The 23,919-nt window shown below is 66.9% G+C and carries 20 protein-coding genes and 1 pseudogene; 8 read left to right on the forward strand and 13 right to left on the reverse strand.

Annotated elements, in window-relative coordinates; genetic code table 11:
* Window positions 1-38 precede the first annotated feature (38 nt).
* From CHU93_RS16220 to CHU93_RS16250, 7 genes are read left to right on the forward strand one after another with little or no spacing between them, the layout of a single operon-like run.
* Window positions 39-1,403 carry an alpha/beta hydrolase gene (locus CHU93_RS16220; protein ID WP_094475176.1) on the forward strand — a complete coding sequence of 455 codons (1,365 nt, stop codon included), beginning with the start codon at window positions 39-41 and terminating at the stop codon, window positions 1,401-1,403.
* Window positions 1,390-1,872 (forward strand): DUF3598 domain-containing protein, encoded by a 483-nt coding sequence (locus CHU93_RS16225; protein ID WP_094475177.1) that lies wholly within the window; start codon window positions 1,390-1,392, stop codon window positions 1,870-1,872. The genes CHU93_RS16220 and CHU93_RS16225 overlap by 14 nt, the downstream gene beginning before the upstream one ends.
* Window positions 1,872-3,230, forward strand: coding sequence for a 3-isopropylmalate dehydratase large subunit (locus CHU93_RS16230; protein ID WP_094475178.1), 1,359 nt, complete (start codon window positions 1,872-1,874; stop codon window positions 3,228-3,230). Before CHU93_RS16225 ends, CHU93_RS16230 begins: the two co-directional genes overlap by 1 nt.
* The gene (gene leuD / locus CHU93_RS16235; protein ID WP_094475179.1) at window positions 3,227-3,811 is read left to right on the forward strand and encodes a 3-isopropylmalate dehydratase small subunit; all 585 of its coding nucleotides are present in this window, start codon (window positions 3,227-3,229) and stop codon (window positions 3,809-3,811) included. The genes CHU93_RS16230 and leuD overlap by 4 nt, the downstream gene beginning before the upstream one ends.
* A complete protein-coding gene (locus CHU93_RS16240; protein WP_094475180.1) occupies window positions 3,808-4,719 on the forward strand; it encodes a hydroxymethylglutaryl-CoA lyase in 912 nt (303 codons plus the stop codon). The genes leuD and CHU93_RS16240 overlap by 4 nt, the downstream gene beginning before the upstream one ends.
* Window positions 4,716-5,897, forward strand: coding sequence for a CaiB/BaiF CoA transferase family protein (locus CHU93_RS16245; RefSeq protein ID WP_094475181.1), 1,182 nt, complete (start codon window positions 4,716-4,718; stop codon window positions 5,895-5,897). The genes CHU93_RS16240 and CHU93_RS16245 overlap by 4 nt, the downstream gene beginning before the upstream one ends.
* Window positions 5,894-6,448 (forward strand): VOC family protein, encoded by a 555-nt coding sequence (locus CHU93_RS16250; RefSeq protein WP_094475182.1) that lies wholly within the window; start codon window positions 5,894-5,896, stop codon window positions 6,446-6,448. Before CHU93_RS16245 ends, CHU93_RS16250 begins: the two co-directional genes overlap by 4 nt.
* 120 nt (window positions 6,449-6,568) lie before the next feature.
* Here CHU93_RS16250 and CHU93_RS16255 read toward each other — a convergent pair whose 3' ends face one another.
* The 9 genes from CHU93_RS16255 to CHU93_RS16295 all read right to left on the reverse strand — a co-directional run bounded on the left by CHU93_RS16255 (window position 6,569) and on the right by CHU93_RS16295 (window position 15,307).
* Window positions 6,569-7,249, reverse strand: coding sequence for a hypothetical protein (locus CHU93_RS16255; protein ID WP_094475183.1), 681 nt, complete (start codon window positions 7,247-7,249; stop codon window positions 6,569-6,571).
* A 42-nt stretch (window positions 7,250-7,291) separates the two neighbouring features.
* Window positions 7,292-7,651: a hypothetical protein gene (locus CHU93_RS16260; RefSeq protein ID WP_094475184.1), complete on the reverse strand. Its 360-nt coding sequence runs from the start codon at window positions 7,649-7,651 to the stop codon at window positions 7,292-7,294.
* Window positions 7,648-8,859 carry a class I SAM-dependent methyltransferase gene (locus CHU93_RS16265; RefSeq protein WP_094475185.1) on the reverse strand — a complete coding sequence of 404 codons (1,212 nt, stop codon included), beginning with the start codon at window positions 8,857-8,859 and terminating at the stop codon, window positions 7,648-7,650. Before CHU93_RS16265 ends, CHU93_RS16260 begins: the two co-directional genes overlap by 4 nt.
* Before the next feature lie 109 nt (window positions 8,860-8,968).
* The gene (locus tag CHU93_RS16270; RefSeq protein ID WP_094475186.1) at window positions 8,969-9,775 is read right to left on the reverse strand and encodes an alpha/beta fold hydrolase; all 807 of its coding nucleotides are present in this window, start codon (window positions 9,773-9,775) and stop codon (window positions 8,969-8,971) included.
* Complete coding sequence (locus CHU93_RS16275; protein ID WP_094475187.1) at window positions 9,772-10,320, reverse strand: VOC family protein; 549 nt, start codon at window positions 10,318-10,320, stop codon at window positions 9,772-9,774. Before CHU93_RS16275 ends, CHU93_RS16270 begins: the two co-directional genes overlap by 4 nt.
* Before the next feature lie 25 nt (window positions 10,321-10,345).
* The gene (gene wrbA / locus CHU93_RS16280) at window positions 10,346-10,948 is read right to left on the reverse strand and encodes an NAD(P)H:quinone oxidoreductase (protein WP_094475188.1); all 603 of its coding nucleotides are present in this window, start codon (window positions 10,946-10,948) and stop codon (window positions 10,346-10,348) included.
* A 16-nt stretch (window positions 10,949-10,964) separates the two neighbouring features.
* Window positions 10,965-13,136, reverse strand: coding sequence for a TonB-dependent receptor (locus CHU93_RS16285; protein ID WP_094475189.1), 2,172 nt, complete (start codon window positions 13,134-13,136; stop codon window positions 10,965-10,967).
* Window positions 13,137-13,318: 182 nt separating this feature from the next.
* Window positions 13,319-14,116, reverse strand: a complete 798-nt coding sequence (locus tag CHU93_RS16290; RefSeq protein ID WP_094475211.1) for an IclR family transcriptional regulator domain-containing protein — start codon at window positions 14,114-14,116, stop codon at window positions 13,319-13,321.
* Window positions 14,117-14,152: 36 nt separating this feature from the next.
* Window positions 14,153-15,307: a CaiB/BaiF CoA transferase family protein gene (locus CHU93_RS16295; RefSeq protein ID WP_094475190.1), complete on the reverse strand. Its 1,155-nt coding sequence runs from the start codon at window positions 15,305-15,307 to the stop codon at window positions 14,153-14,155.
* Between the two features lie 232 nt (window positions 15,308-15,539).
* Here CHU93_RS16295 and CHU93_RS16300 point away from each other — a divergent pair, with 232 nt between their 5' ends.
* Window positions 15,540-16,307: a citryl-CoA lyase gene (locus CHU93_RS16300; RefSeq protein ID WP_094475191.1), complete on the forward strand. Its 768-nt coding sequence runs from the start codon at window positions 15,540-15,542 to the stop codon at window positions 16,305-16,307.
* 162 nt (window positions 16,308-16,469) lie between these two features.
* Here CHU93_RS16300 and CHU93_RS16305 read toward each other — a convergent pair.
* The 4 genes and pseudogenes from CHU93_RS16305 to CHU93_RS16320 form a co-directional block, all read right to left on the reverse strand.
* A pseudogene (locus CHU93_RS16305) lies at window positions 16,470-16,721 on the reverse strand (endonuclease domain-containing protein); the annotation flags it as partial.
* Window positions 16,722-16,826: 105 nt separating this feature from the next.
* Window positions 16,827-17,960 (reverse strand): cobalamin-independent methionine synthase II family protein, encoded by a 1,134-nt coding sequence (locus tag CHU93_RS16310; RefSeq protein WP_094475192.1) that lies wholly within the window; start codon window positions 17,958-17,960, stop codon window positions 16,827-16,829.
* A 61-nt stretch (window positions 17,961-18,021) separates the two neighbouring features.
* Window positions 18,022-22,302: a cytochrome P450 gene (locus CHU93_RS16315; protein WP_094475193.1), complete on the reverse strand. Its 4,281-nt coding sequence runs from the start codon at window positions 22,300-22,302 to the stop codon at window positions 18,022-18,024.
* A 22-nt stretch (window positions 22,303-22,324) separates the two neighbouring features.
* On the reverse strand, window positions 22,325-23,919 hold a 1,595-nt coding region (locus tag CHU93_RS16320; protein ID WP_207759302.1), incomplete at its 5' end, for a tetratricopeptide repeat protein.

Below are 23,919 nucleotides of genomic sequence, written 5' to 3' on the forward strand. Positions count from 1 at the left end.
GCTTGTCGAGGGGAATTTGTCCGGACAAATTGGCGCTGATGATCAGCCGCCATTTCATTGATGTGACGAATGCCGATGGCAGCCGGCGGCGCGTGCATTATCGCCGCTGCGGGCGCGGCCAGCCGTTGCTGATGGTGCACCAAAGCCCGCGTTCGTCGGCAGAATATGCGGGGCTGATGGCGCAATGGGGCCAGTATTTCACCTGCATCGCGCCCGACACGCCGGGCTTTGGCCAATCCGATCCCCTGCCCGGCAGCCCCGACATTGCCGATTTCGCCGATGGGCTGGTGGCGTTGATGGACGCGCTGGGGCTGGAGCGTTGCCCGGCCTATGGCTTTCATTCCGGCGGCATCATCCTGGTCACCGCGCTGAAACGGCATCCGCAGCGCTTCACTGGGCTGGCGGTGGGCGGCTATGCGATCTGGACGCCGCAGGAGATGGCGATCTTTGGCGAATCCTATCTGCCGCCGTTCCAGCCCACGGCCTATGGCGAGCATCTGACCTGGCTGTGGAACCGCATGCTGGAACAGAGCTGGTTCTTCCCCTGGTTTGATGTGCGGGGCCAAGCGCGGCTGCCGGGCGCCCATGCCGATGTGGCGCGGGTGGACCAGGCGGTGCGCGAGATGCTGGAGGCCGGCGATGCCTATCGCGCCGGCTATGGCGCCGTGCTGCGGGCGCCGCGCGATATTCCGCCGGCCGATGCGGCGGTGCCGCCGGTGCTGATTTCGGCCTATGCCGGCGATCCGCTGCAGGCGCATATTGATCGGCTGGGTGCCCTGCCGGCCGGCTGGCGGGCCGAGAAGGTCGAGACGCCGGCCGATCACCAGCGGGTGAGCCTGGAGTGGCTGCTGGGCCTGCCGCCGGTGGCCGAGGTGCCGCTGCGCGAGGCGGCGGATGAAGGCTTTGCCCGGGTGGTGACGGCGGATTTCGATGGGCTGGTGCATTGGCGCGGGCCGGCCGGCGCAACGGCGCGCGTGGCTGCCCCCGGCCGCGCCATCAGCCTGTTTGCCGGCGCCGGCATCGATGCGCCCGGCCACGGCCTGTCGGATGACTGGTCGGGCGGCAGCGGGCGGGCGGCCTGGGATGCGGTGCTGGCCGAGGTGGCGCGGCAGCGCGGCTTTGCCGGCCTGGCGTTCGAAGCCCCTGCCCCCGGCGATCCGGCCTTGCTCTACCCCGATCTCACCCCAGACCGCTTTGGCAGCCACCTGGCCCGCGCGTGGAGCGCCGTGCGCGCAGGCTGTTTTTTCCGGCCATGGCACCAGGCCAGCGCGGCCACTGCCATCCCCTTTGATGCTGCCGCCATCACGCCCGAACGGCTGGCGGCGGCGCATCTTGCCCTGTTGCAGGCCCGATCGGCCCGCGCCTTCCACACCGCCACTGGAGACCAAGATGGGAATTCGTGAAGACATGCCGCTGCTGGCCCGCCACGAGGGCGTGTGGGACGGCACATATACTTATTACAACGCCGCCGGCGAAAAGGTGGACGAGCACAAGAGCCGGCTGTTCTGCCGCTTTCTGGGCGATGACAGCCCGACGCCCTATCACCAGACAAACCACTATACCTGGCCCGACGGCCGCACCGAAATCCGCGATTTTCCCGCCGCCTATCGCGACAAGCGTGTGTGGTGGGACAATGAGCTGATCAAGGGCAGCGCCTGGGAGGTGGGCCAGGATGACCACAGCCGGTCGGTGATGCTGTTCTGGGAACGCACCGGCGATCCCACGCTCTATCTGTATGAAATGATCCAACTTTCCGATTGCGGCACCAAGCGCTGCCGCACCTGGCACTGGATCCGCAACGGCCAGCTGGAAACCCGCACCGCCATCCAGGAAAGCCTGGTGACGAAGGACTGGCAGAGCCTGGAGCCCTGATGCCGACGCTGGTGGACAAGATCTGGGACCATCACCGGGCGGCGACCACGCCCGGTGGTGCCGATCTGATCGCCATTGATCGCATCTTCCTGCACGAACGCACCGGGGCGGCCGCGCTGAAATCCATGGCGGCGGCCGGCCGGCGCGTGCGTGATCCGGCCCGCGTGTTCGTGGGCATGGATCATATTGTCGACACCCGCCCCGGCCGCAGCGACCAGACGCTGATGCCCGGCGGCCAGGGCTTCATCAGCGAGACACGCGCCGCCGCCAAGGCCGCCGGGCTGACCATCTTTGATGTGAGCGATCCCGATCAGGGCATCGTCCATGTCATCTCGCCGGAACTGGGCATCGTGCTGCCGGGCTGCACGCTGGTGGCGCCGGACAGTCACACCTGCACGCAGGGCGCCTTTGGCGCGCTGGCCTGGGGCATCGGCAGCAGCGAGGCTGAGCATGCGATGGTGACCGGCACGCTGCGCCTGACCCGGCCGAAGACCATGCGCATCCGGCTGGATGGCCGGCTGGCGGCCGGGGTGACGGCCAAGGATCTGGCGCTGGCGTTGCTGGCGCGCTTTGGTGCCGGCGGCGGGGCCGGGCATGCGGTGGAATATACCGGCGCTGCGGTGGCTGCGATGGACATGGAGGCACGGCAGACGCTGTGCAACATGGCCACCGAATTTTCTGCCTTCACCGGCATCATCGCGCCCGATGAGGCAGCGTATGCAGCGCTGGCCGGTCGGCGTTATGCGCCCGCGGCCTTTGATGCGCCCTGGTGGCAATCGCTGCACAGCGATGCGGATGCGCATTTTGATGCCGAGTTGGCGCTGGATGCCGGCCAGGTGGCGCCGATGGTGAGCTGGGGCACCAGCCCCGAGCACAGCATCGCCATCGATGCCGCCCTGCCGGCCGGCCCGGCGCGGGCGCATGATTATATCGGGCTGGCCGCGGGCACGCCGATTGCCGGCACGCCGATTGATGTGGCCTTCATCGGAAGCTGCACCAACAGCCGGCTTTCCGATCTGAGGCGCGCCGCCGCGCTGCTGAAGGGGCGGCGGATTGCACCGGGCATCAAAAAGGCACTGGTGGTGCCGGGCAGCAGCGCGGTGAAGCGGGAAGCCGAAGCCGAAGGGCTGCACGCGGTTTTTCAGGCCGCCGGCTTTGAATGGCGGGAAAGCGGCTGTTCCTTGTGTTTCTATGCCGGCGGCGAGGGCTTTCCGCCGGGCAGCCGCACGATCAGCAGCACCAACCGCAACTTCGAAGGCCGCCAGGGCCCCGGTATCCGCACCCATATCGCCAGCCCCGAAACCGTGGTGGCCAGTGCCCTGGCCGGGGTGATCGCCGATCCAAGGCAGATCGCATGACGCCGTTCACCACCCTCACCTCGGTCGCCATTCCGTTGGCTCGCAACAATGTCGATACCGATGCCATCATCCCCAGCCGCGAAATGCGCTCCACCGGGCGCACCGGCCTTGCCGACGGGCTGTTTGCGCCCTGGCGGTATCTGGATGTTGATGCGCGGGTGGCGGATCCGGCCTTTCCCCTGAACGATCCGCGCGCGGTGGGGGCGCAGATCCTTTTGGGCGGCGAGAATTTCGGCTGTGGTTCGAGCCGCGAACATGCGGTGTGGGCGTTGGCCGAATGGGGCATCAGGGCGGTGATCGCGCCCAGTTTTGCGCCGATTTTCAAGGCCAATGCCTTGCGCAACGGGCTGTTGCCGGTGGAATTGCCGGTGGCGGATTGGGCCTGGGCCACGCTGACCATCGATCTGGCGGCGCAGACGGTGAACGGGGTGGGCTTTGCCATTGATGCGGAAGCCAAGCTGATGCTGCTGGAAGGGCTGGACGCGATTGCGCTGACGCTGAAAGCGCGGGGTGCGATTGATGCGTGGGAGGCGGCAGACCGGGGGGTGCGGCCGTGGGTGTATCTGGAAGCAATGCGATGATCCTCGTATCCGAAGTGGGCCCGCGTGATGGGTTGCAGTCGATCAGCCGGGTCATGCCGCTGGCGGCCAAGAAGGCGTGGATTGCGGCGGAGGCGGCGGCCGGCGTGCGCGAGATTGAGGTGGGCAGTTTCGTGCCGCCCAGCCTGCTGCCGCAGATGGCCGACACGGCCGAACTGGTGGAGTTTGCGCGGACCATCCCCGGCCTGAACGTCGTGGCGCTGGTGCCCAATGTCAAGGGTGCGGCGCGGGCGGTGGCGGCGGGCGTGCATGGCATGTCTATCCCCTTTTCGATGAGCGAGACGCACAGTTTGAAGAATGTGCGCAAATCCCATGCCGAAATGATCGACGAGATTGGCGCGGTGGCGGCCATCGCGCGCGCGGCCGGTGTGCATTTTGCCGTGGGGCTTTCAACGGCGTTCGGCTGCACCATGGAAGGCGCGGTGCCGCAGGATCGGGTGGTGCGGCTGGCGGTGGCGGCGGCCGAGGCCGGAGCGGCGGAGTTCAGCCTGTCGGACACGACGGGCTATGCCGATCCGGCCCAGGTGAAGCGGCTGGTGCGCGCCGTGCGGGCCGAGGTGGGGGAGCGGCTGACGACGCTGCACCTGCACAACACGCGCGGGCTGGGGCTGGCCAATGCGCTGGCGGGGCTGGAAGAAGGGATCACCACACTGGATGCCTCTTTGGGCGGTCTGGGCGGTTGCCCGTTCGCGCCGGGGGCTTCGGGCAATCTGGTGACCGAGGATCTGGTGCTGATGCTGAACAGCATGGGGCTGGAGACCGGAATTGATCTGGAAAAGCTGATCGACGTGCGGGCGATCCTGGCCGAGGCACTGCCCGGTGAGCCGCTCTATGGCTTCACGCCAGACGCTGGCCCGATGCTGGATTATCACGAAAGGATGGCGAAATGACGCCCCCCACCCCGCTGGCTGGCCTGAAGGTCATCGAATTCACCCATATGGTGATGGGCCCCACGGTGGGGCATATCCTGGCCGGGCTGGGCGCCGATGTGGTGCGGGTGGAGCCGCTGGGCGGGGACCAGACGCGGCGGCTGCTGGGATCGGGCGCCGGCTATTACCCGATGTACAACCGCGGCAAGCGCAGTATCTGCCTTGATCTGAAATCGGACGATGGCCTTGCCGTGGCGCGCGATCTGATTGCCGGTGCCGATGTTCTGGTGGAGAATTTTCGCCCCGGCGCGCTCGATCGGCTGGGGCTGGGGTATGAAGCGATGGCGGCCAGCAACCCCGGCCTGATCTATTGCAGCGAGAAGGGCTTTCTGCCCGGCCCTTATGAGCAGCGCACGGCGCTGGACGAGGTGGCGCAGATGATGGGCGGCCTTGCCTATATGACCGGGCCGCCGGGCCGGCCATTGCGCGCCGGGGCCAGCGTGATCGATGTGACCGGCGGCATGTTTGGCGTGATCGGCATCCTTTCGGCCCTGCACCAGCGCGGCGCCACCGGGCGCGGGCAGAAGGTGGTGGCCAGCCTGTTTGAAACCACCGCCTATCTGGTGGGCCAGCACATGGCGCAGTTTGCCGTGACCGGGAAACCGGCCGCGCCGATGCCGGCCCGGGTTTCGGCCTGGGCGATTTACGACGTGTTCGAGACGAAGGACGAACCACTGTTCATCGGCGTGGTGACGGATGCGCTGTGGGAGAAATTCTGCGCGCTGTTCGGGCTGGACGCGCTGTGGGCGGATGAAAGCCTGAGGAAAAACAACAGCCGGGTGCTGGCGCGCGACCGTATCCTGCCGGTGATCCGCAGCATCGTGGCGGGCATGACGCGGGCCGAGGTGGTGGCAAAGCTGGATGGCACCGGCATGCCCTTTGCGCCGATTGGCAAGCCGGAGGAGCTGTTTGACGATCCCCATCTGGCCAGCGGGGGCCTGGAGCCGGTGACGCTGGACGATGGCCGCCAGACCACGCTGCCGACCATTCCCTTGGAGCTGGCCGGCGGCCGGCCCGGCGCCCCGCAGATATTGGCCAAGGCCGGGGAGCATAGCCGCGCCGTGCTGGCCGGGCTGGGTTATGATGCAGACAGGATCGCCGCCCTGATCGCCAGCGGTGCCGTGGAGGAAAGCCGATGAAACACCTGATCATTGCCCTTGGCCTGATGGCTGCTGCTGCCACGGCGCAGACCGCGCCGGGCGTGGACAAGCCCAAGGAGCGGCTGCCCACCGATGTGCGCCGCGCCACCATCATCGTGCGCGACATGGAGGCGAGCCTGAAGCTGTATCGCGACGTGGTGGGGATGCAGGTGAATTATGACACGGTGGTGGAAACCAGCGGCGTCGCCCTGCCCGCCGGCCCGCCGGGCGCCAAGGCGCGGCTGGTGCTGCTGAACAGCAATGACCCCTGGGTGGGCTGGATCGGCCTGATGCAGTGGGTAAAGCCGACGTTGAAGGCCAAGCCGTACCCCAAGCGCATGGGGCCGGGCGGCGTGGTGCTGGTGATGAACACCGATGATGTGGAAGGCCGCTGCAAGGCGGCCAAGGCCGTGCCGGGGGTGCATTTCACATCCGAACCGCGGCTGCAGATCTATCCGGGGCGGAACGGCGGGCCGGAGATCAGGGTGATGGGCTGCAATTTCTTTGATCCGGATGGCGTGCTGGTGGAGATGAACCAGATTTTGAAGTGAGGTAGGTCCTCCCCAAACTTGTTTGGGGAGGTGGCAGCTGAACGCTGACGGAGGGGTTCTGGCCCAAAGAGGCCCCTCCGGCGCTGCGCGCCACCTCCCCAATCGGAAATTGGGGAGGACCTAAAAGGGCTTCACCGTGCCGAGGAAGCAGATGCCGGAGATGGTGATCCAGTAGACATAGGCCATCATCCGGCCCCAGCCGATCTCGCGCGTGAGGGCGGCTTCCTCGGCCGGGTTGGGGCCCATGGCGAGGCGGCGGAAGCGCACCGTCCAGGCGCGCATGATGAAGCGGAGGCCAAGGCCGATGCACAGGGCAAAGCCATAGAGGGTGAGCTTGGTGGCATACCAGCGGTTGCCCTCGCCGGCTTCGAGCGGGCCGTGGCCAAGCAGGCTGCCGATCCCGACGATGAAGATCAGCGGGATGAGGATGAAGCGGACATATTCATCGATCTTGGTGAGGCGGATGCCGGTATCGGTTTCGCGGGTGAAGAAGGCCGCCCAGCACAGTGCCATCCAGGCCCCGACCGCCAGCCACATGGCGGTGAGATACCCACCGCCATAAGGTTGCAGGCCATAGATATGGCCCATGTGCAGACCGAGCGGCAGCAGCAGGATGATGCCGGTGCGGGCCAGGATATCGATGCGGTAGGCGGTTTCCATGTGCCGGCGCCGTTCATCCAATGACAGGCGCGGGTTGGTGACATTGTAGCTGGTCTGGAACACGCCCCATTCGCCGCCAAGCCAATAGACCATGGCAAGGATGTGCAGCCAGCGCAGCACCAGCACCGGTTCGATGTCCATCGTCTCTCCACCCTTTGTCGAGACGGGCGCTTGACGCGCGCCTTATTCCTTCGACAATTTCTCCACCCAGTCCATGATCGGCGGATCAGGGTTGGCCATGGCTTCGACCTCTTGCGCGAAGCCGCGCATGACGCGGGCGATATAGGCGCGGGTGGCCTCGCCGCGTTCCTCGCCAGCTATGCGGTCGGGCATATAGGCCTCGATATCGGCGCGGTTGAGGCCGCCCTTGGCCTCCAGCAGCCGTTCCACCGTGTCCAGCCGTTCGCGCAGCACGCTGACTTCGGCGACCAGCGCCATGGACAGCGACAACAGGCGATCAACGGCGGGATCATCGAAATAGGCCGGGCGGCGGCCCTTGGGGCGGGCGCCGGCGCGGGCGATCCAGTCAACTCCCTCTGTCATGCCGCCAGCTCCTGCGCAGCAGGTTTCCAGGCGCCATAGGCGTTCCACACCGCGGCGCGGCCATAATCCTCCTGTTCTTCGGTTTCGGCGGCCGGGAAGATGCTGCGATCAACCACGGCGCGGACGCCGACGACGAACTGGCTTTCCAGCGGGAAGCCGGCGCGGGCCATCACCTGCCTCAGATCCTGGCCGTGCATCGCGCTCCAGAACGGCTCGTTGTTGTTGAAGGCATCCCAGTCGCGCATGAACTGTTCGAACAGCGGCATGGCATCCGAATATTGCGGCTGTTCGATGTGGAGGATGAGGCCGCCGGGCTTGAGCACGCGGTGGCATTCGGCCAGCAGCTTCGGCATCGCCCGGGCCGACAGTTCGTGCAGGAACATCGTCGTCTGCACCCAATCGAAATGATTGTCGGGGAAGCGCGACAGGTCTTCGCCATTGGCCTGGACGAACCTGATGTTCTTCGCGCCCAGCCCGGCCGCACGCGCCGCGCCATAGCGCAGGGAGGCGGCTGCAGTGTCGATGGCGATCACCTCGGCTTCCGGATAGGCCAGCGCGATCGGCACGGCGTTGTGGCCAACCGTGGCGCCGACATCGAGGATGCGCTGCGGCTGCCAGCCGGGGCGTTCCTTCTTGGCCCAGGCCACCACGGCCTGGCCGCCGCCATCGTTCAGCCCGCCCAGCGCGCCGCCGGTGGTGGCAAAGATGCCGACATCATAATTGGCCCCGGCCGACACATCCCCGGGCCGTTCCTCGCTGTGATAACCGCCGGGCTGGCAATGAATGTCCACCGCGGTCTGATATTCGGGCTGCTGAATGCTGGGATCGAGTTCAAGCTGGCCCGAATGCTCGTTGAACTGGCGGGCAAGCGCATCAAGCTCGTCAAGCTGGCGCAGCACGGTGGCGCGGCCGTTGTGCTGGCGCATCTCCATCGAATTGCGCTTCAGCGCGCTCCACATGCGGTGGAATGGGTCCTGGTTCATGGCATCGCGGATTTCATAGCGATGTTCGGGATCGCGGCCATGTTCGGCGCGGAAGGCCGGCAGCACGCGGGTATCATAGGCCAACCGGTTGCCCGGCCCCAGCGTGCCCGACAGATAGCGGTTCAGGTGGGTGAGGAAGTTGAACCGCGCCGCCTCGTCATGGTTGGTGCGTGCCAGCATCGGGTGGCGGGTGAGCGCGGTGTAGGGCGGTGGCAGATCAGACATCGCGGGCAAGCTCCACAAGTTGTCCGGACAAATGGCCACGCAGCTGCATCCAAGTCAAGCTGCGGGAAATCCCGGATGCGCGGCCATGCTGCCGCAGCGGTGGCCCACGTCAAGTGAGGGCGGCGATCAGCGCGGCGTTGGTGGCCTCGGCCGCGTCCATCGGGGCGAGATGGCCACCACCGGGGACGAGGGCGTGGGCAAAGCCGGCCCGGCCCAGCATGGCGGCGACCGCGCGGCGCCACGGCGTGTCATCCGCCCCGGCCAGCGCGGTGGCAGGCGCGGTGATGCGGGCAATGTCAGAAAGGGTGACCCGCAGCGGCCGGCCGGGTGCGACCAGATCACGGCCATCATAGCGGGCCAGCATGGTGGCCATGGCGGCGCGCACTTCCGGGCGACCGGCGGTGAGCGGATGGGCCAGCCAGAAGGCGCGCAGATCAGCCATGCGCCCGGCGCGGGCAAGATCGGCCATATGGGCCAGCGGCAGCGCATCGGGCGGGGCCGGCAAATCAGCATCGATCGGCGCACCAATCACCACCAGCCGGTCCAGCCCGGCCGGGCGCTGGGCCGCGTGGGCCAGCGCCACCTTGCCGCCCTGGGACAAGCCGACGAGATGGTAGCGCCCGAGGCCGAGCGCGGTGGCGACGCGGCTGATGTCAGCCGGCTCTTCGGCCAGATCGGGCGGGGCGGTGGCGTCGCCACAGCCGCGGCGATCAAGGGCGATGAGCGTGAAACGGCTGGCCAGCGGGCGCAGGCCGCGCCACTGCCGCCGGTCCAGCATCCAGCCGTGGAGCAGGATGATGGCCGGCCCCTGCCCCGCCACTTCGGCGACCAGTTCGCCCCCCGGCACGGGGATGCGATGCAGACGGCTGCCGGCGAAGGCGCCGTCCATCGCCGTGGACGGCGCCGGCTGGATCACGCGGCCGAGCGGAAATTGTTGTTGTTGGTGTGATCGCCGGCCAGCCAGCGCTTCAGTTCGGCATGGGCGTTGGCGCGGCGCTGCGCATCAAGGGCGGGATCAAGCGCTTCAGGTGCATCATAGGTGAATTCGAGGATCATGCCGTTGGGATCGGTGACATAGACCGAGCGGCAATAGCCATGTTCCAGCACATAGGTGGCTGGTTCCGTGATGCCGGCGGCCTTGATGCGGGCTTCCAGCGCTTCCTGCGTGTCCTTGTCCACATGCAGGGCGATGTGGATGAACGGGCTCGACGGGATGTCGGGACCAAACTCGGCCTGGTCGGCCGGATCGGCGAACTGGAAGAAGGCCAGGCACGAGCCGTCGTTCAGTTCGAAGAAGACGTGGCAATAAGTGCGCAGCTTGCCGAACAGCTCGTCGGCTTCCGTCCAGGTGGCGATCAGCGGCAGGCCGATCACATCCTCGTAAAAGGCGCGCGTCGCCTCCAGATCCTTGGTGACATAGGCGGTGTGGTGCAGGCGATTGGGACGGCGGGTGATGGTCATGATGCTCTCCTCCCCCAAAGGATAATCAGCCAAACAGCTTTTTCGCAATCTCGGCGGTGTGGCGGCCCTGGAAGCGGGCGCCGTCGAGCTCGTTGGTCGACGGCTGGCGGCTGCCATCGCCGGCGGCCAGCGTCGAAGCGCCATAGGGCGTGCCGCCGCTGATTTCGGTCATGATGCTGTTGCCGGCAAAGCTGTAGGGCAGGCCAACGATGATCATGCCGTGGTGCAGCAGCGTGGTGTGAATGCTGGTCAACGTCGTTTCCTGGCCGCCATGCTGGCTGGCGGTGGCGACAAAGGCGCCGCCCAGCTTGCCGATCAGCGCGCCCTTGGCCCACAGGCCGCCGGTTTGATCGAGGAAGTTGCGCATTTGGGCCGCCATGTTGCCAAAGCGGGTGGGCGTGCCGATGATGATGGCGTCATAATCGGCGAGCTCGTTCGGATCGGCGATCGCGGCCGCTTGCTCAGTCTTGTAGAAGAAGGCGGCGGCGGTGTCGGCGGGGACCAGTTCGGGCACCCGCTTCACCACGGCTTTGACACCATCGACACTGGCCGCGCCCTCGGCCACGGCGTTGGCCATGGCCTCCACATGCCCCCAGGAGGAGTAATAGAGGACGAGAACGCGGGCCATTGTTCGTGCCTTTCGATCAGAAGTTGAAGCTGGCTTCGATGCCATAGCGGCGCGGGCGCGCCTTGAACACGAAGCCGCCGGGCGAGAATTCGGCGTTATAGATGCTGTTGGTGAGGTTCTGGCTGAAGGCCGTCACGCTCCACTTGTTGGTGGAGACGCCAAGGCGGGCATCAATGATGTCCACCGGGTTGCGGCTGGTGGAGTTTTCGACATCCCACCAGGTGCGCCCGGTGCAGCGATAATCGACGCGGGCGTTGAGGTTCAGATCCTCGGTCAGCGGGCGGACATAGTTGATGCCGGCGTTCAACGTGTAGCGACTGATCAGCGGCAGTTCGTTGCCGATGCGGCGGGCGTCGGCGAAGCGCTTGATGTTGCTGTCGGTATAGCCAAGGCCAAAGTTGATATCGAGGCCCTTCATCGGCCGCAGATTGGCTTCCAGTTCAAAGCCCTTGATCTGCGCCAGCGGCACGTTGCCGAGGTTTTGCGTGGAGTTGGCGGCCAGGAAGACGAAGAAATAGCTGTTTTCGGTGCGGGTCGAGAAGGCGGCCGCGTTGAAGGTCAGCAGCTTGTCATCCGTCTGCGTCTTGGCGCCGACTTCCCAGGTTTCGGCCACTTCGGCGTTGAAGATATCGCCGACGCCGACGATGCCGTTGCCGGCTGCCACGGCGCCAACACCGGTCTGGTTGAAGCCGCCCGAGCGGAAGCCACGGCTCCAGCCGCCATAGAGGGTGATATTGTCCACCGGCTTGTAGGTCAGGGTGAACTTGGGCTGCCAGCTCTGGAAGCTGCGCTTGCGCACATCGCCGCTGCGGCCCTGCGGGAAGCCGGGCACGTTGGGCAGGAAGGCGGTGGGGGTAAGCGTGGTGTTCTCACGCGTGTCGCGGTCATAGCGCAGCGAGGCATCGACGCGCAGCTGCTCGTTCACCTTCCAGCTGGTGTTCGCGAACAATGCCCAGGCAAAGTTATCCTGACTGTCGGACAGGAAGCTGAACTGCGGATTGCGCGGATCGGTCGACGGGGTGCGGAACACCGGGAACACGCCCTGGCCGGTATCGATCATGTTGCCGGTGGAAATGAAGCGCTTGGTGCCGACCATGTAGGAGCCGACGACGAACTGCAGCGGCTTGTCGGCCGGCGATTCATAGCGCAGCTCGTTCGACCAGGCGTCCACTTCCAGGAACTGGCTTTGGTTGAGGTCGAAGCCGAAGAACTGGAAGAATAGCGATTCGCGGATCGGCAGGAAGTTGAAGGCGTCGCCGGTCAGCACTTCCGTCAGCCGGTCATAGCTGAAGACGTTCTGCACGGTGCCGAAATCGCCGCTGTATTTGACCTTCAGCGCGGCGTTCCACATCTCGCGGTCGTTCTGGCCGCGGTTGTTGACACGCACCGGCAGCGAGGTGTCGTTCACATCGTTGACGATGTTGAAATAAAGCGCCTGGGTCTGCAGGTTGGAATAGGCGACGCGCAGATCGACATCGAGGCCGGCGGTGGGGTTCCACAGCAGATTGCCGCGCAAGTTCAGATCCTTGATCGGATCGGCCTTTTCGTTGAGGAACGTGTTGCGGATGAAACCATCGGTGTCATACCAGCTGCCCGACAGGCGGAATTTCAGATTTTCGGCGACCGGGCCGGAAACATTGCCGCGCACATAATAGCCAAAGCCATTGTCCACCCCGGCGGTGATCTTGCCGCTGAGCTCATCGGTGGGGGCCTTGGAGCGGATGATGATGGCGCCGCCGATGGCGTTGCGGCCATAGAGACCGCCCTGCGGGCCCTTCAGCACTTCGATCTGTTCGATGTCGAACAGTTCCTGGTTGAATTGGGCCGGGTTCACCTGCTGGATGCCATCGACGATGACGGCGACCGAGGGTTCGGAATTGCGGGCCTGGGTGATGCCGCGGATGATGACGAAGGCGTTGCCGGCGTTCTGGGTTTCAACGAGGTTGACGTTGCTGGTCAGGCCGATGAAGTCACCCGGCCGTTCGATACCGGCAGACTGGATGGTGGCGCTGGTGAAGGCGGCCGCGGCGGCCGGCGTGTTCTGCAGCGTGTCGGCGCGGCGGGTGGCGGTGACGATGATCTCGCCCTCGTCCTTCGGCGCTTCAGCGGTCTGGGCGAAGGCCGGCAGCGCGACCAGGGCGGAGGTGGCCAACAGGCGGGCCGCGTGACGGGCGAAATTCATCTGCATCTTGTGCCTCCCCAATGCTGGGGCGTGGCCTTCCCGCGCCACGCCCGGCCCATGACGGGCCTTGACCATCGGCGATAGCGTTTCGGTATGCGAACTCAAGTTCGATATGCGAAGTTTGCGCGCACAGATGCCGCACCCCGGCGGGCTGTTGGGCATGTCCTACAGGTGGAAAATGGGGGCGGTCAGCGGGCGAGCGAGCGGGCCAGCATCGGCGTGCGGCGCAATTCCGCCTCGATCTGGCCGGCGGCATCGCGCAGCAGCGGCAGACGCGTGCGCACCAGTTCATCCTGGCTGATGCGCGTGGTGCTGGTGGAGCAGTTGATCGCCGCCACCACCACGCCTTGCGCATCGCGCACCGGCACCGCGACCGAGACGATGCCATAATCCAGCTCGTCGAGCGCGCTGTCGTACTGCCGGTCGCGCACCAGCGCCAGGCGGGCGCGCAGGGCGGCCGGATCGGTCACCGTCCGCTCCGTCATGCGGGCCAGCGGTCCAGCGGCCAGCAAGTCCTCTACCACAACATCGGCGGCGTAGGACAGCAGCACCTTGCCCATTGAGGTGGCGTGCAGCGGAAAGCGGGTGCCGACCCCTGCCCCCAACCGGATGCGGCGGTTGCTGGGCACATGGACGACATAGAGGATTTCCCGCCCCGAACGCACCGCGAGGCTGACCGAATCCCCGGTCGCGTCGGCCAGCGCCTGCAGCGGCGGCACCGCGACGCTTTCGACATTCATCGAGGAGAGATAGGCCGAGCCGAAGGCCAGCACTTCGGGTGTGAGGAGGAAGCGCCGGCCATCCTGGCGGATATAGCCCAGCGCCACCAGCGTGTTGAGGCAGCGGCGGGCGACCGCCGGCGGCAGATCGGTGGCGGCCGCCACTTCGGAGAGGGCCATTTCCGGGCGCGTCGCGTCAAAGGCGCGCAGCACCTTCAGCCCCCGTTCCAGCGTCGAGAGATATTCCGGATCCTTGTCCGCACCCATCGCCTTGGTGTGGCAGGCTTTGGCGGGCGCGGTCAACTATTCTGCCGCTTCGGCACGGCGGCCAAGGATGGCGGCATTGTCCTGCCCGAGCAGCGGCGGCGCGGTCACATCGAGATTGCGCTGGCCATCGAAGGAAATCGGCGAGCGGATGGTGCGGAATTCGCCCATCGGGCCGGTGGCGGAGACCTGGAGCTGCAGATGGCGGGCCTGCTCGTTCTCCAGCACCTCCACCGTGGTGGCGACGGGGGCGGTGGGCACTTCGAGCGCGCGCAGCCGGGCCAGCCAGTCGGCGCGCGGGCGGGTGGCAAAGATCGGCGCCAGATGCGCCACCACATCCTCATAATGGGCGATGCGGGCATCGCGGCTGGCAAAGGCCGGCAGCGCCAGCATGTGGGGCTGTTCCACCGCCTGGGCCAGATTTTCCCAGAATTTCGGCGGCGAGCTCATGTGCAGGGCCAGCCACAGGCCGTCGCTGCACTGGAACACATAGGATTGCGACACGTGCGGGCGGCTATAGGCGTCCATCACCTGGCCGGCGGCAAAAAGATGCGTGAAATCATCAAGGTTGAAGTGGGCCATCGCCTCGAACATCGAGGTTTCGACCAGCCGGCCCTGCCCCGTGGCGGCGCGCTGCAACAGGGCGGCGAGCACGCCCTGGGCGGTGTAGAAGCCGGTCATGGCATCGGCGATGGCCGGGCCGACAACGCGCGGGTGCACGGGATTGACCAGCAGGCGCAGGAAGCCCGACGCGGCCTGGGCCACGGTGTCAAACGCCGGCCGGTCGGCATCGGGGCCGCTGCTGCCAAAGCCGGAGATGCTGGCATAGACGAGGCGCGGGTTGAGCGCGTGCAGCCGTTCCCAGTCCACCCCGAGTTTCCTTGCCACGCCGGGGCGGAAATTCTGGATGAACACATCGGCATCGCGGGCCAGCGCATCGAAGGCAGCCAGATCTTCGGGCTGGCGCGTATCCAGCGTGATCGACTGCTTGTTGCGGTTATAGGTTTGAAAATGCGGGGAATAAAGCGTGCCCTTGTAGGCGCGGAAGGGATCACCGCTGCCGGGCTGCTCCACTTTGATCACCCGGGCGCCGAGATCGGCGAGCAGCATGCCGGCACAGGGCCCGGTGATGAACGTGCCCATTTCCAGCACGGTCACACCCGCCAGCGGCAGCGCGGCCTGTTCAGCTTGCATCACCCATCCTCCAAAACGCGAAAATCCGTGCGACCGTGGCCGCAACCGGCGCCGCCGTGCCCGCCCCGTGCCCCGCGGTGACCGCAGCCGGTGCAGCGGTGACCGCACATCGGCCGCGGGTGACCGCGCCCGGCGGCCGGCCCGCGCACAGGCCGGAGCGCCAGCTTGCCCTCCCTAATCTTTTCGCATATCGAAGGCAAGTTCGTATTTCGAAATACTGAGGAGCCCACCCATGCGCATCGGCAAGCAGGATGCCCCCTTCACCGCCATCTGCACATCCGATACCCACCAGATCAAGGTGCGCGGCCAGGATTTGACCGGCGAGATCATCGGCAACACCGATTTCATCACCTATTTCTGGATGCTGGTGACCGGCCAGGTGCCGAGCGAGACGCAGAAATTCTTCGCCAATGCCGTGCTGTGCGCCATTGCCGAACATGGCCTGGTGCCATCGGTGGTGGCCGCGCGCATGACCTATGCCGCCGCGCCCGAGGCCTTCCACGGTGCCGTGGCCGCCGGCCTGCTGGGCTGCGGCAGCGTGGTGCTGGGATCGGCCGAGGTGGCCGGGCGGTTCCTGGCGCAGGTGGTGGAAGCCGTGGCAGCGGGGGGCGATGCCGAAGCCGCGGTGCGGGCGCTGCGCGCCGAGAAAAAGGCCATCCCCGGCTTTGGCCATCCCCAGCACAGCGAAGGCGACCCGCGCGCCAACCTGCTGCTGAAGCTGGCCGCCGAGCATGGCGTGGAGGGCGCGCACATCAAGGCGCTGCGCGATGTGCAGGCCGCCCTGCCCGCCGTGCTGGGCCGACCGCTGCCGATCAACGTGAATGGCGCGATCCCGGCGGTGATGCTGGATGTCGGCTTCCCGCTGGCCGCGCTGAAGGGCATTTCGCTGCTGGCCCGCACCGCCAGCCTGATCGGCCATCTGCAGGAAGAAACCGAGCGGCCGATCGGTTTCATCATGAGCGGCGCGGCGGCGGCGGCGATTGGTTATGACGGGCCGTGAGGCGCGGGCGCTGAGGGTAGAGCGGTCGTTTCGACGGGCGACACCCCTCCGTCGCCCTGCGGGCGCCACCTCCCCTTGCAGGGGAGGATGTGGGACTGTTCTTCTTCCCGTTTGAGGGGAGGATGTGGTTGGCTCGCGGGTGGTGGCGGTGGCGAGGATGCGGGTGATGACGGCGTCGCAGTCTGCCAGCACATCGCGGGCGGGGATGCGCAGGGTGAGGACGCCGTGGGTGGCAAGCCAGGCATCGCGCGCTTGATCGTGGTGCCATTGCGCGGCGTTGTTATGGCTGTCGCCGTCGATTTCCACCGTCAGGCGATGGGCGGGGCAATAGAAATCCAGAATATAGGGGCCGGCCGGGTGCTGGCGGCGGAGTTGGCGGGCCTTGCGCTGGGTGGATGGCGGGCCATGCAGCATGGGGGGGGAGGTTGGCAGCGCTGGCGGGCCGGTGCAAGGGCGCGTGCGCCGGGCCTAACCCTTGCGCCTCGCTGCGCTCGGCACCTCCCCTGTGCGGGGAGGATGTCAGGGCCAGAACTGCCTTGTCGCGATCCGCGCGCCTTCGGCCATGGCGGCCATCTTGGCCCAGACCACGTCAGGATCCACCCCGCCGGAGCCGGCGTGGATGGAGAAGCCGCAATCGATGCCGGCCATGACATTGTCGCGGCCGACGAGGTGGGCGTAGCGGGCGATGCGCTGGGCGATGAGGCCGGGGTGTTCGATATAGGGGCTCTGGCATTCGACGACGCCGGGGATGAGCTTCTTGCCGTCGGGCAGCTTGACGGTTTCGAAGATGGCGAATTCGTGGGCGTGGCGCGGGTTGGCGGCTTCGAACTGGATGGCGTGGGGCCGCGCGGTCCAGATCAGATCGATGATGTCGGCCAGCGGCACGTCGCAATGGTGGGGGCCGGGATAATTGCCCCAGCACAGGTGCATGCGCATCTGTTCCGGCGCGATGTTGCGGGTGGCATGGTTGAGGGCGGCGATGTTCAGCTCCATCTTCGCCCGGAAGCCCTTCAGATCAAGATCGCGGAACTGGGTGTGGCGGCCCATGGCGAGATCGGGGCAATCGACCTGCAGGGTGATGCCGGCGGCCGCGATGGCCTCATATTCGTGGCGCAGGCCTTCGGGGAGCGCCATCACATAATCTTCATCGCTGGTATAAAAATCGTTGCGGAAGAACAGCGCGGTGACGCCGGGCGAGGCGGCGGACATGAAGGCCTGTTTGCCGGGGTGGGCGGCGATGGCGCGGTTGAGATTGGCGGCATCGATGTGCACCGCCTCCATGTCCTTCGCGGTGATGGGGGCGTTGCAGGCCGGGGTCTTGCGGTGCTTGCGGCCGGCATCGCCGAAGATGCGCTGCTTGACGCCAGGGAAATCCTCCACATCCTGAAAGACATAGCTGGTGCCGGTGCCGCCAAAGCCGGTCAGCCGATCCTTGATATAGGTGGCATAGCTGGGCTTTGACTGTTCGCCATCGTTGATGATGTCGATGCCGGCGGCAGCCTGTTTGGCCACCACATCGGCGACCGCCTGTTCGATGCGCGCGGCCAGGGCGGCTTCGTCCACGGCGTGGCCTTCTTCACGGGCGATGATCTGATCGAGCAGATCGGCGGCGCGCGGCAGGCTGCCGACGTGGGTGGTGAGAAAACGGTCCATGAAGCCTCCCCTTCTGGCTGTCGGCGCGCATACCGGCGGCGCGCCGACAGGGAAAGCGGATTCAGCGGGGCTGCGACAGCCAGCGCAGGGCGGCGCGGCCGGGCAGAAAGAAATAGCCGCCGCCTTTCAGCGTGACCCATTGCGCGAGGCCGGTGAGGCGGACGGGGCCGGTGGCGGTGGGCAGGGTGAAATTGCCCTGCCCCAGCAAGGGATCAACCTCTCCGGGCAGGCCGTGGAAGCTGGGGCTGAACAGCCAGCGTTGCTGGATGAATTCGAACTGGCGTTCGATATCGGCGCAGAGGGCGGTGAACATCAGGCCGCGCTCGTTCCCCTCAGCGTATGGCCGGCCGCGACGGACAAGGCGGTGGCGGTTGATGGTGGCCTGGCTTTCCGGATCATTGAGATCCAGCCCGTCGCGCGGATTGGCCCGGCGGATATGGCTGCCGAGCGGACAGGCTAGGCCCTGCGGGTCTTCCTGGGCGAAGCTGAAATCATTGCGCGCATCGCCATCGGTGCCGGGGCCGGCACGATCGATCAGCGGGGTGCCATCCTTCCAGCGGCCGATGATCTTGGCCGCCACCCATTCGCCATCGATGGTCTGGCCGATGCTGGGGGCGAGGTGCGGGCACCGCTGGTTGAGATCGGCGGCGGCGGCCGCGGTGCCCTTGGCAAAGCCTTCGACATTCTGGGCGAGACGGCGGACGACAAGGAAGCTGCCGTTGCGGCCGAAATCGCGGAAGGCGGGCGGATCATCGGGGGTGAAATCGGGATAGGGGCGCTTGGGCTCCGCCGCGGCGGGGAGGAGGCCGAGGGGATCATGGCCCGATTCCAGGCGCAGCGGCGGGGCGGTGTAGCCCTGGTTGCTGGGGTGGCCGAGCAGGATTTCACCGGCGGCCATGTGATCGGTGGCGGGGCGGCGGCGCCAATCGCCGGTGTGGCGGATGACCGGCTGGGAAATGCCGTCCCTGAAGCCGAAATGATCGGTTTCAAGGCTGCCCGGGTTGGGGCCGTTGCCGCTGGGGCTGGTGATGACCTGGTGGGCGATGGTGGCGATGCCGCCGGCGGCGGCGATGGCGGCGGCCAGCTGCTGCGGGGTTTCGGTGGCGAGGATCAGGCAGACATCGGCATCATCATAGGCAGCAAGGCCGGCCGCATCCCAATCGGGGGCATCGCCCAGGATGGTGGCGCGGCGCTTCATGCCGGCCATGAAGGCCAGGGGGAAGCTGGCGAGGCCATGGGCGCTGTCGGGCCCCGGCAGGCCCAGCTTGACAAGGCCGGCCGGTGACAGGGCGAGGCTGGCGGTGGCGGTGAGGCGCGGCGCGCCCGAGGGCAGATCGCCAAAACGCACCGGCGGCAAGGCCCCTTCCCCGGCCAGCAGCCGGGCCAGCGCGGCGTTGGGGGCATCGGCCGGCAGGCGCAGGAAGAGATGGGCACCGTGGACGAGGCTGCCCATGGCGCGGAAGACGATGCTTTGCACCTGGGCGGTGTCCACCACCTCGGCCGGGCGCGGCAGGCTGCCCAGCAGGCTGAGCAGATCCTGGGCGGCGGCTTCATCGGCGGCGCGGGCAAGGCCGTGGTGGATCAACCCTTGCGCGCGGATGCGATCGAGGGTGAGATCAGGCAGCGCGCTGTACCAGACATGGGTGAGACGCTGTTGCCGGCGCACCCAGCGCTTGAACAGATCGCCGTTCTTGGCGCCTTCGAGCACCAGGTTGCGGGCCGGCGGGAAGCCAACACCATGGCTCCAGGCCGCGGTCTGGCCTTCGTGGGCCTTGGTGATGAAATCCTCGAGATAGGATTCCCAGGTGCCGTCATAATTGCTGAAGAAGATCAGCTTTTCGGCATCGGGCAGGCGCAGCCAGCGGGCGAAGTGGATGGTGCCCATGGTGAGGATGAAGCCGGAGCGGGTGTAGTGGGTGGCGAAGACCTTGATGCCCCACATGGCGAAGGCGAAGGTGAGCCGGCGCAGCAGGCCGGGCTTGAAATCGGAACAGGAGATGATGTGGCTCTGCTCGTGGCCGGGGGCGTTTTCCGCCGCTGCGATGGCAAGCCGCTTGGCCAGATCAGGATCGCGCGTGTCGGGCGCGTCGCTGGCTTCCAATTTGTTCAACTGGCGGATGGTGATGAACAGCGCCGCGCCCCAGAACAGGGCGGCGGCGAGCAGGCCGACGGCGGCACAGATGGCGAGTTTGGCCAGCCACAGGCCGGGGGCCAGCAGGCACCAGGTGGCAAGGCCGACCGCAAGCGCCGGCAGGGCGGCGATCGCCGGAATCCAGCGGCCGGCGGGCGAGAAGAGATAGGCGATCACCCCGCCCCAGAAGCCCGGCCATTGGAAATGGACATAGGGCAGGCGCTGGCGGCCGGGGACGAACAGCAGTGGGCGCAGGGCCCTGGCATCGTTTGCCAGATGCGCGGGCGCGATTGCGGGATCGGCAAGCATGGCGCGGATGGCGGCGACGCTTTCCAGCGCCGGGGCGGCAGCGCCGCCAGCCTGGGCCTGGACATGATCGGCGGCGCGGCGGGCGAAATCGGCAAGCAGGCGGCGGCGGCGCTTCATCGCCATGGTGAAGCCGGTGGAGCCGTTGTAGAGCAGGCCGGTGGCGCCCCAGGGCCGCGGCCGCACATATAGGCGGTGACCGATCAGGAAGGCAGCCAGGCTGGATTGGCCATCCCAGGCGCTGACCCGCTGGATCAGGGCCGAAAGATCGGCGGGCGGGTTGGCGAAGATGGTTTCGAGGGCCTGTTCCTCCGCCCCATCGGCCGAAATCTCGATCAGCAGGCGCACGTCGGGCGCGGCCGGCGTGCCGACATCGAGCGCATTGATCGACAGATAATGGACGATGGCGACGTCATCGAGCCAGGCGCGCACTGCCGGGCCGGCCGGGTTGCCAAAGGCGACCAGATCGGCTTCCAGCACGGCAAGATCGGCGGCCGGGTCAGCGACGCCGCGCAGCACCGGCACATTCAGCGTGATCATCGCATGCGCTGCCGGGCCAGCCGGGAGGGCCGGGCCATAGCGCACATCCAGCCGGCGCGGGAACACGCCGGCGGTTTGCGTCTTGCTGGCGCGGATCAGGCCGGGCTGGGCGAAGAGTTCGGCCATGATCGCCGTCATCTGCTCGGTGCTCATGTGCTGGCCCATGCAGTTGTGCAGGCCGTGGCCGAACATGAGATTGGGGGAAAATTCCTTGCCAACCCAGTGATCGGGGTCGAACTGGTCCGGCCGGGACCAGATCTTGGGATCGCGCATGGCCGCCGCCGTGGCGGCGAGCACCGGGCCATCGGGGCCCATGCGGAACTGGCCGGGATCAAGCGCCGGGGCCATGCGGCAGGCTTCCAGCGCGATGCGGCGCAGCGCGTCGCGGTTGCCAGCTTGCGCCGCGTCCACCGCCATCTGGAACGGGCCGGGATGGTTCAGCAGCCAGTCAAACGCCTTGCCGCCGGCCAGCGTGGTGGTGGGGCCAAGGCCAATGGCAAGGCCGGTGATGATGGAGCGGATGAGGGCATGATCGGCCGGCGCCAGCGTGGGTGCGCCGGCCATTTTCGTGGCGGCCAGCGCCCACATCAGGCCCTTTTGCGCGGCCAGTGCCTCCCGTCCGGCGGCATCCAGCGGCGCCAGCTGGGCCACGGCACCGGCCAGTTGCGCATCGATCAGGGCGCGCAGCCGCCAGCCGGCATGCTGGGCCAGTTCGCGGGGCACGGGCGTGCCCGACGGATCGCCAAACAGCATGGCCGACATGGCCAGCGTCCAATCCGAATAGGCATCGATGTCGGGCGGGTTCAGCCCAAGGAAATCGGCACCGGTTTGCGCCGTCACCCGGGCAAACACATCCTTCATCACATCGATCTGGCCATCGGCATTGGCGAGCAGCGCCGCCGTGATGGCGCTGGTGTCGGCCATGAACCGGTCTCGCCAGCCCGGCCCGGCGGCCATCGCCTGTTCCACAAGTGCGCGCTGGCTGGCGTGATCGGGGCCTTCGGTGCCGAGCATGAAGGGCGGGCGCAGGGCGGGATCGGCATCAGCCGACGCCGGACCATGGGCGAGCAGGACCATTTCGGGCCCGAACGGGACAGGATAGCGGGCGGGATCACCGAGCACGGCGACCACATCATCGTGGCGGGCGACAATGCGGACACCGAGGAGGCTATAGGGGCCGAAAACGCGGGCCCACCAGACCGCCAGGGCAAGGCCGATCAGGACGACCTTGCGGAACAATCGGGCAAGCAGGCCGACGGGCTCAAGCCGTTCCAGGCGGAAGCGGACCTGGGCGAGATCCTGGCCCGACAAATGCCAGGACTGGGGGCCGGCAGGCACCGGATATTTCAGCTTGAACAATGCCATGCCCCACCCCCAGGATTTGTGTTCAGCCCGATTGCAATGCCTGCAGCGGTTCCTTCAGCCAGGCGTTGAAGCTGGCGTTGCGGAACGGAATCCAGTCAACATAGTCGCTGCGGAAGCCAGGCCGGGCCGCCTGCAATTCGGCCAGGGCGGTGGCGGCGCCGGCATCATTCTTCAAGCGCCACAAGGCGTTGATGCGGGTGAGATGGGCATGCCAATAGGCCGGCTGCAGCGCGATGGCGGTTTCGGCCCGGCTCAGCGCGTCTTCCCATTCACCTTGCAGCAGCAGGGCCAGTGCCAGTTCGGCCTCGCGATAGAAGCGGCGGAAATCATGCGGTGACAGGCGCAGCGCCGTCATCAGCCATTCGCAGGCCGCGACCGGCCGGCCATTGAGGGTTTGCAGCGTGCCCAATTGTTCATGGGCCATCGCCAGGCTGGGGCACAGATCAATCGCCTCGCGCAGCCAGGTTTCGGCCGGGCCCATGCGGCGCAGCCACATTTCGGCAATGCCCACCAGCATGTGGCCACGGCCATCGCGCCGATCAAGATCAACCGCGCGGCGGGCGGCATCGCCAAAGGCCTGCACCTCGCCCGGCTCGGCGCGGCGGCTCCACAGGCGATGGCCCAGATTCTGCGCCCATTCGATGGCGGCATTGGGCGATTCCGGCGCCAGGCGCAGCGCCTCGCCGAACAGGGTCGCGGCCTTGTCCAACTCCGGCGCAGACAGGCGATTCTGGTGCCAGCGACCGCGCCAGATCAGATCATCCACATCAAGCTGATCCGCCGGGAGTGCTGCCACCCGATCCTGCTCACTGGCATCCAGCCGTTCCGAAAGAATGGCGACCATCTGATCGACAATCGGCAGGATTGCATTTGATTCCTGTGGGTTGCGCAGCTCCAGCGCCGGCGCGCAGATAATCTCGCCGTCGCTGCAGGCCATCAGCCGGCCAGACAATTGCCAGCCCGACAGGCTGCGCCGCAGCCGCCCGCCAAACACATAGGCGGCGCCCAGCCGGCGGCCAGCGGCCAGCACATCCTCCCCACCGCCAACGCCAAAGCTGTTGCCGGAGCCGATGACCTTGAGCCAGCGCAGCCGCGAAATCCGGTCGGCCAGTTCATCGCCGATGCCGGCGGCAAGATAATCGCTGGTGGCATCCCCGCTGTCGTTGACAAAGGGCAGAACCGCCACGCTGGACGGAGCCCGCGGCGCGGCAAAATTTTCCGGCCGGTGCGGCACGGCGGCGCGTTGCTGTTCCAGCCAGCGGGCGAATTCGGCGGCGCCGGGAATTTCCAGCCCTTCCAGCAGCATCTGGCCAGGCTCGGCCGGCAGCAGATCATATTGATCGGGATCCAGCCACACCCGCCGCCCTTCGCTGCACAGCAGGCCGGGCGCCGGCCCATCCAGTTCCTTGCGCAGACGCGACAATTCCTTGCGCAGGCTGGCCTGGCCCTGTTCCTCGCTGCTGCGGCTCCACAATTGCCGGCGCAACCAGTCGCGGTTGTGTTCCTGGCGTGGCAGCAGCGCCAGCATGGCGATCAGCGCCATGCCCTTGCGGCTGGCAAGGTCGATTCGTGTGCCGTCTGTAGCGCGACGATCAAGGTGAGAACTACGCGACGATC

The sequence above is a fragment of the Sandarakinorhabdus cyanobacteriorum genome (assembly GCF_002251755.1).
Lineage (GTDB): Bacteria > Pseudomonadota > Alphaproteobacteria > Sphingomonadales > Sphingomonadaceae > Sandarakinorhabdus > Sandarakinorhabdus cyanobacteriorum.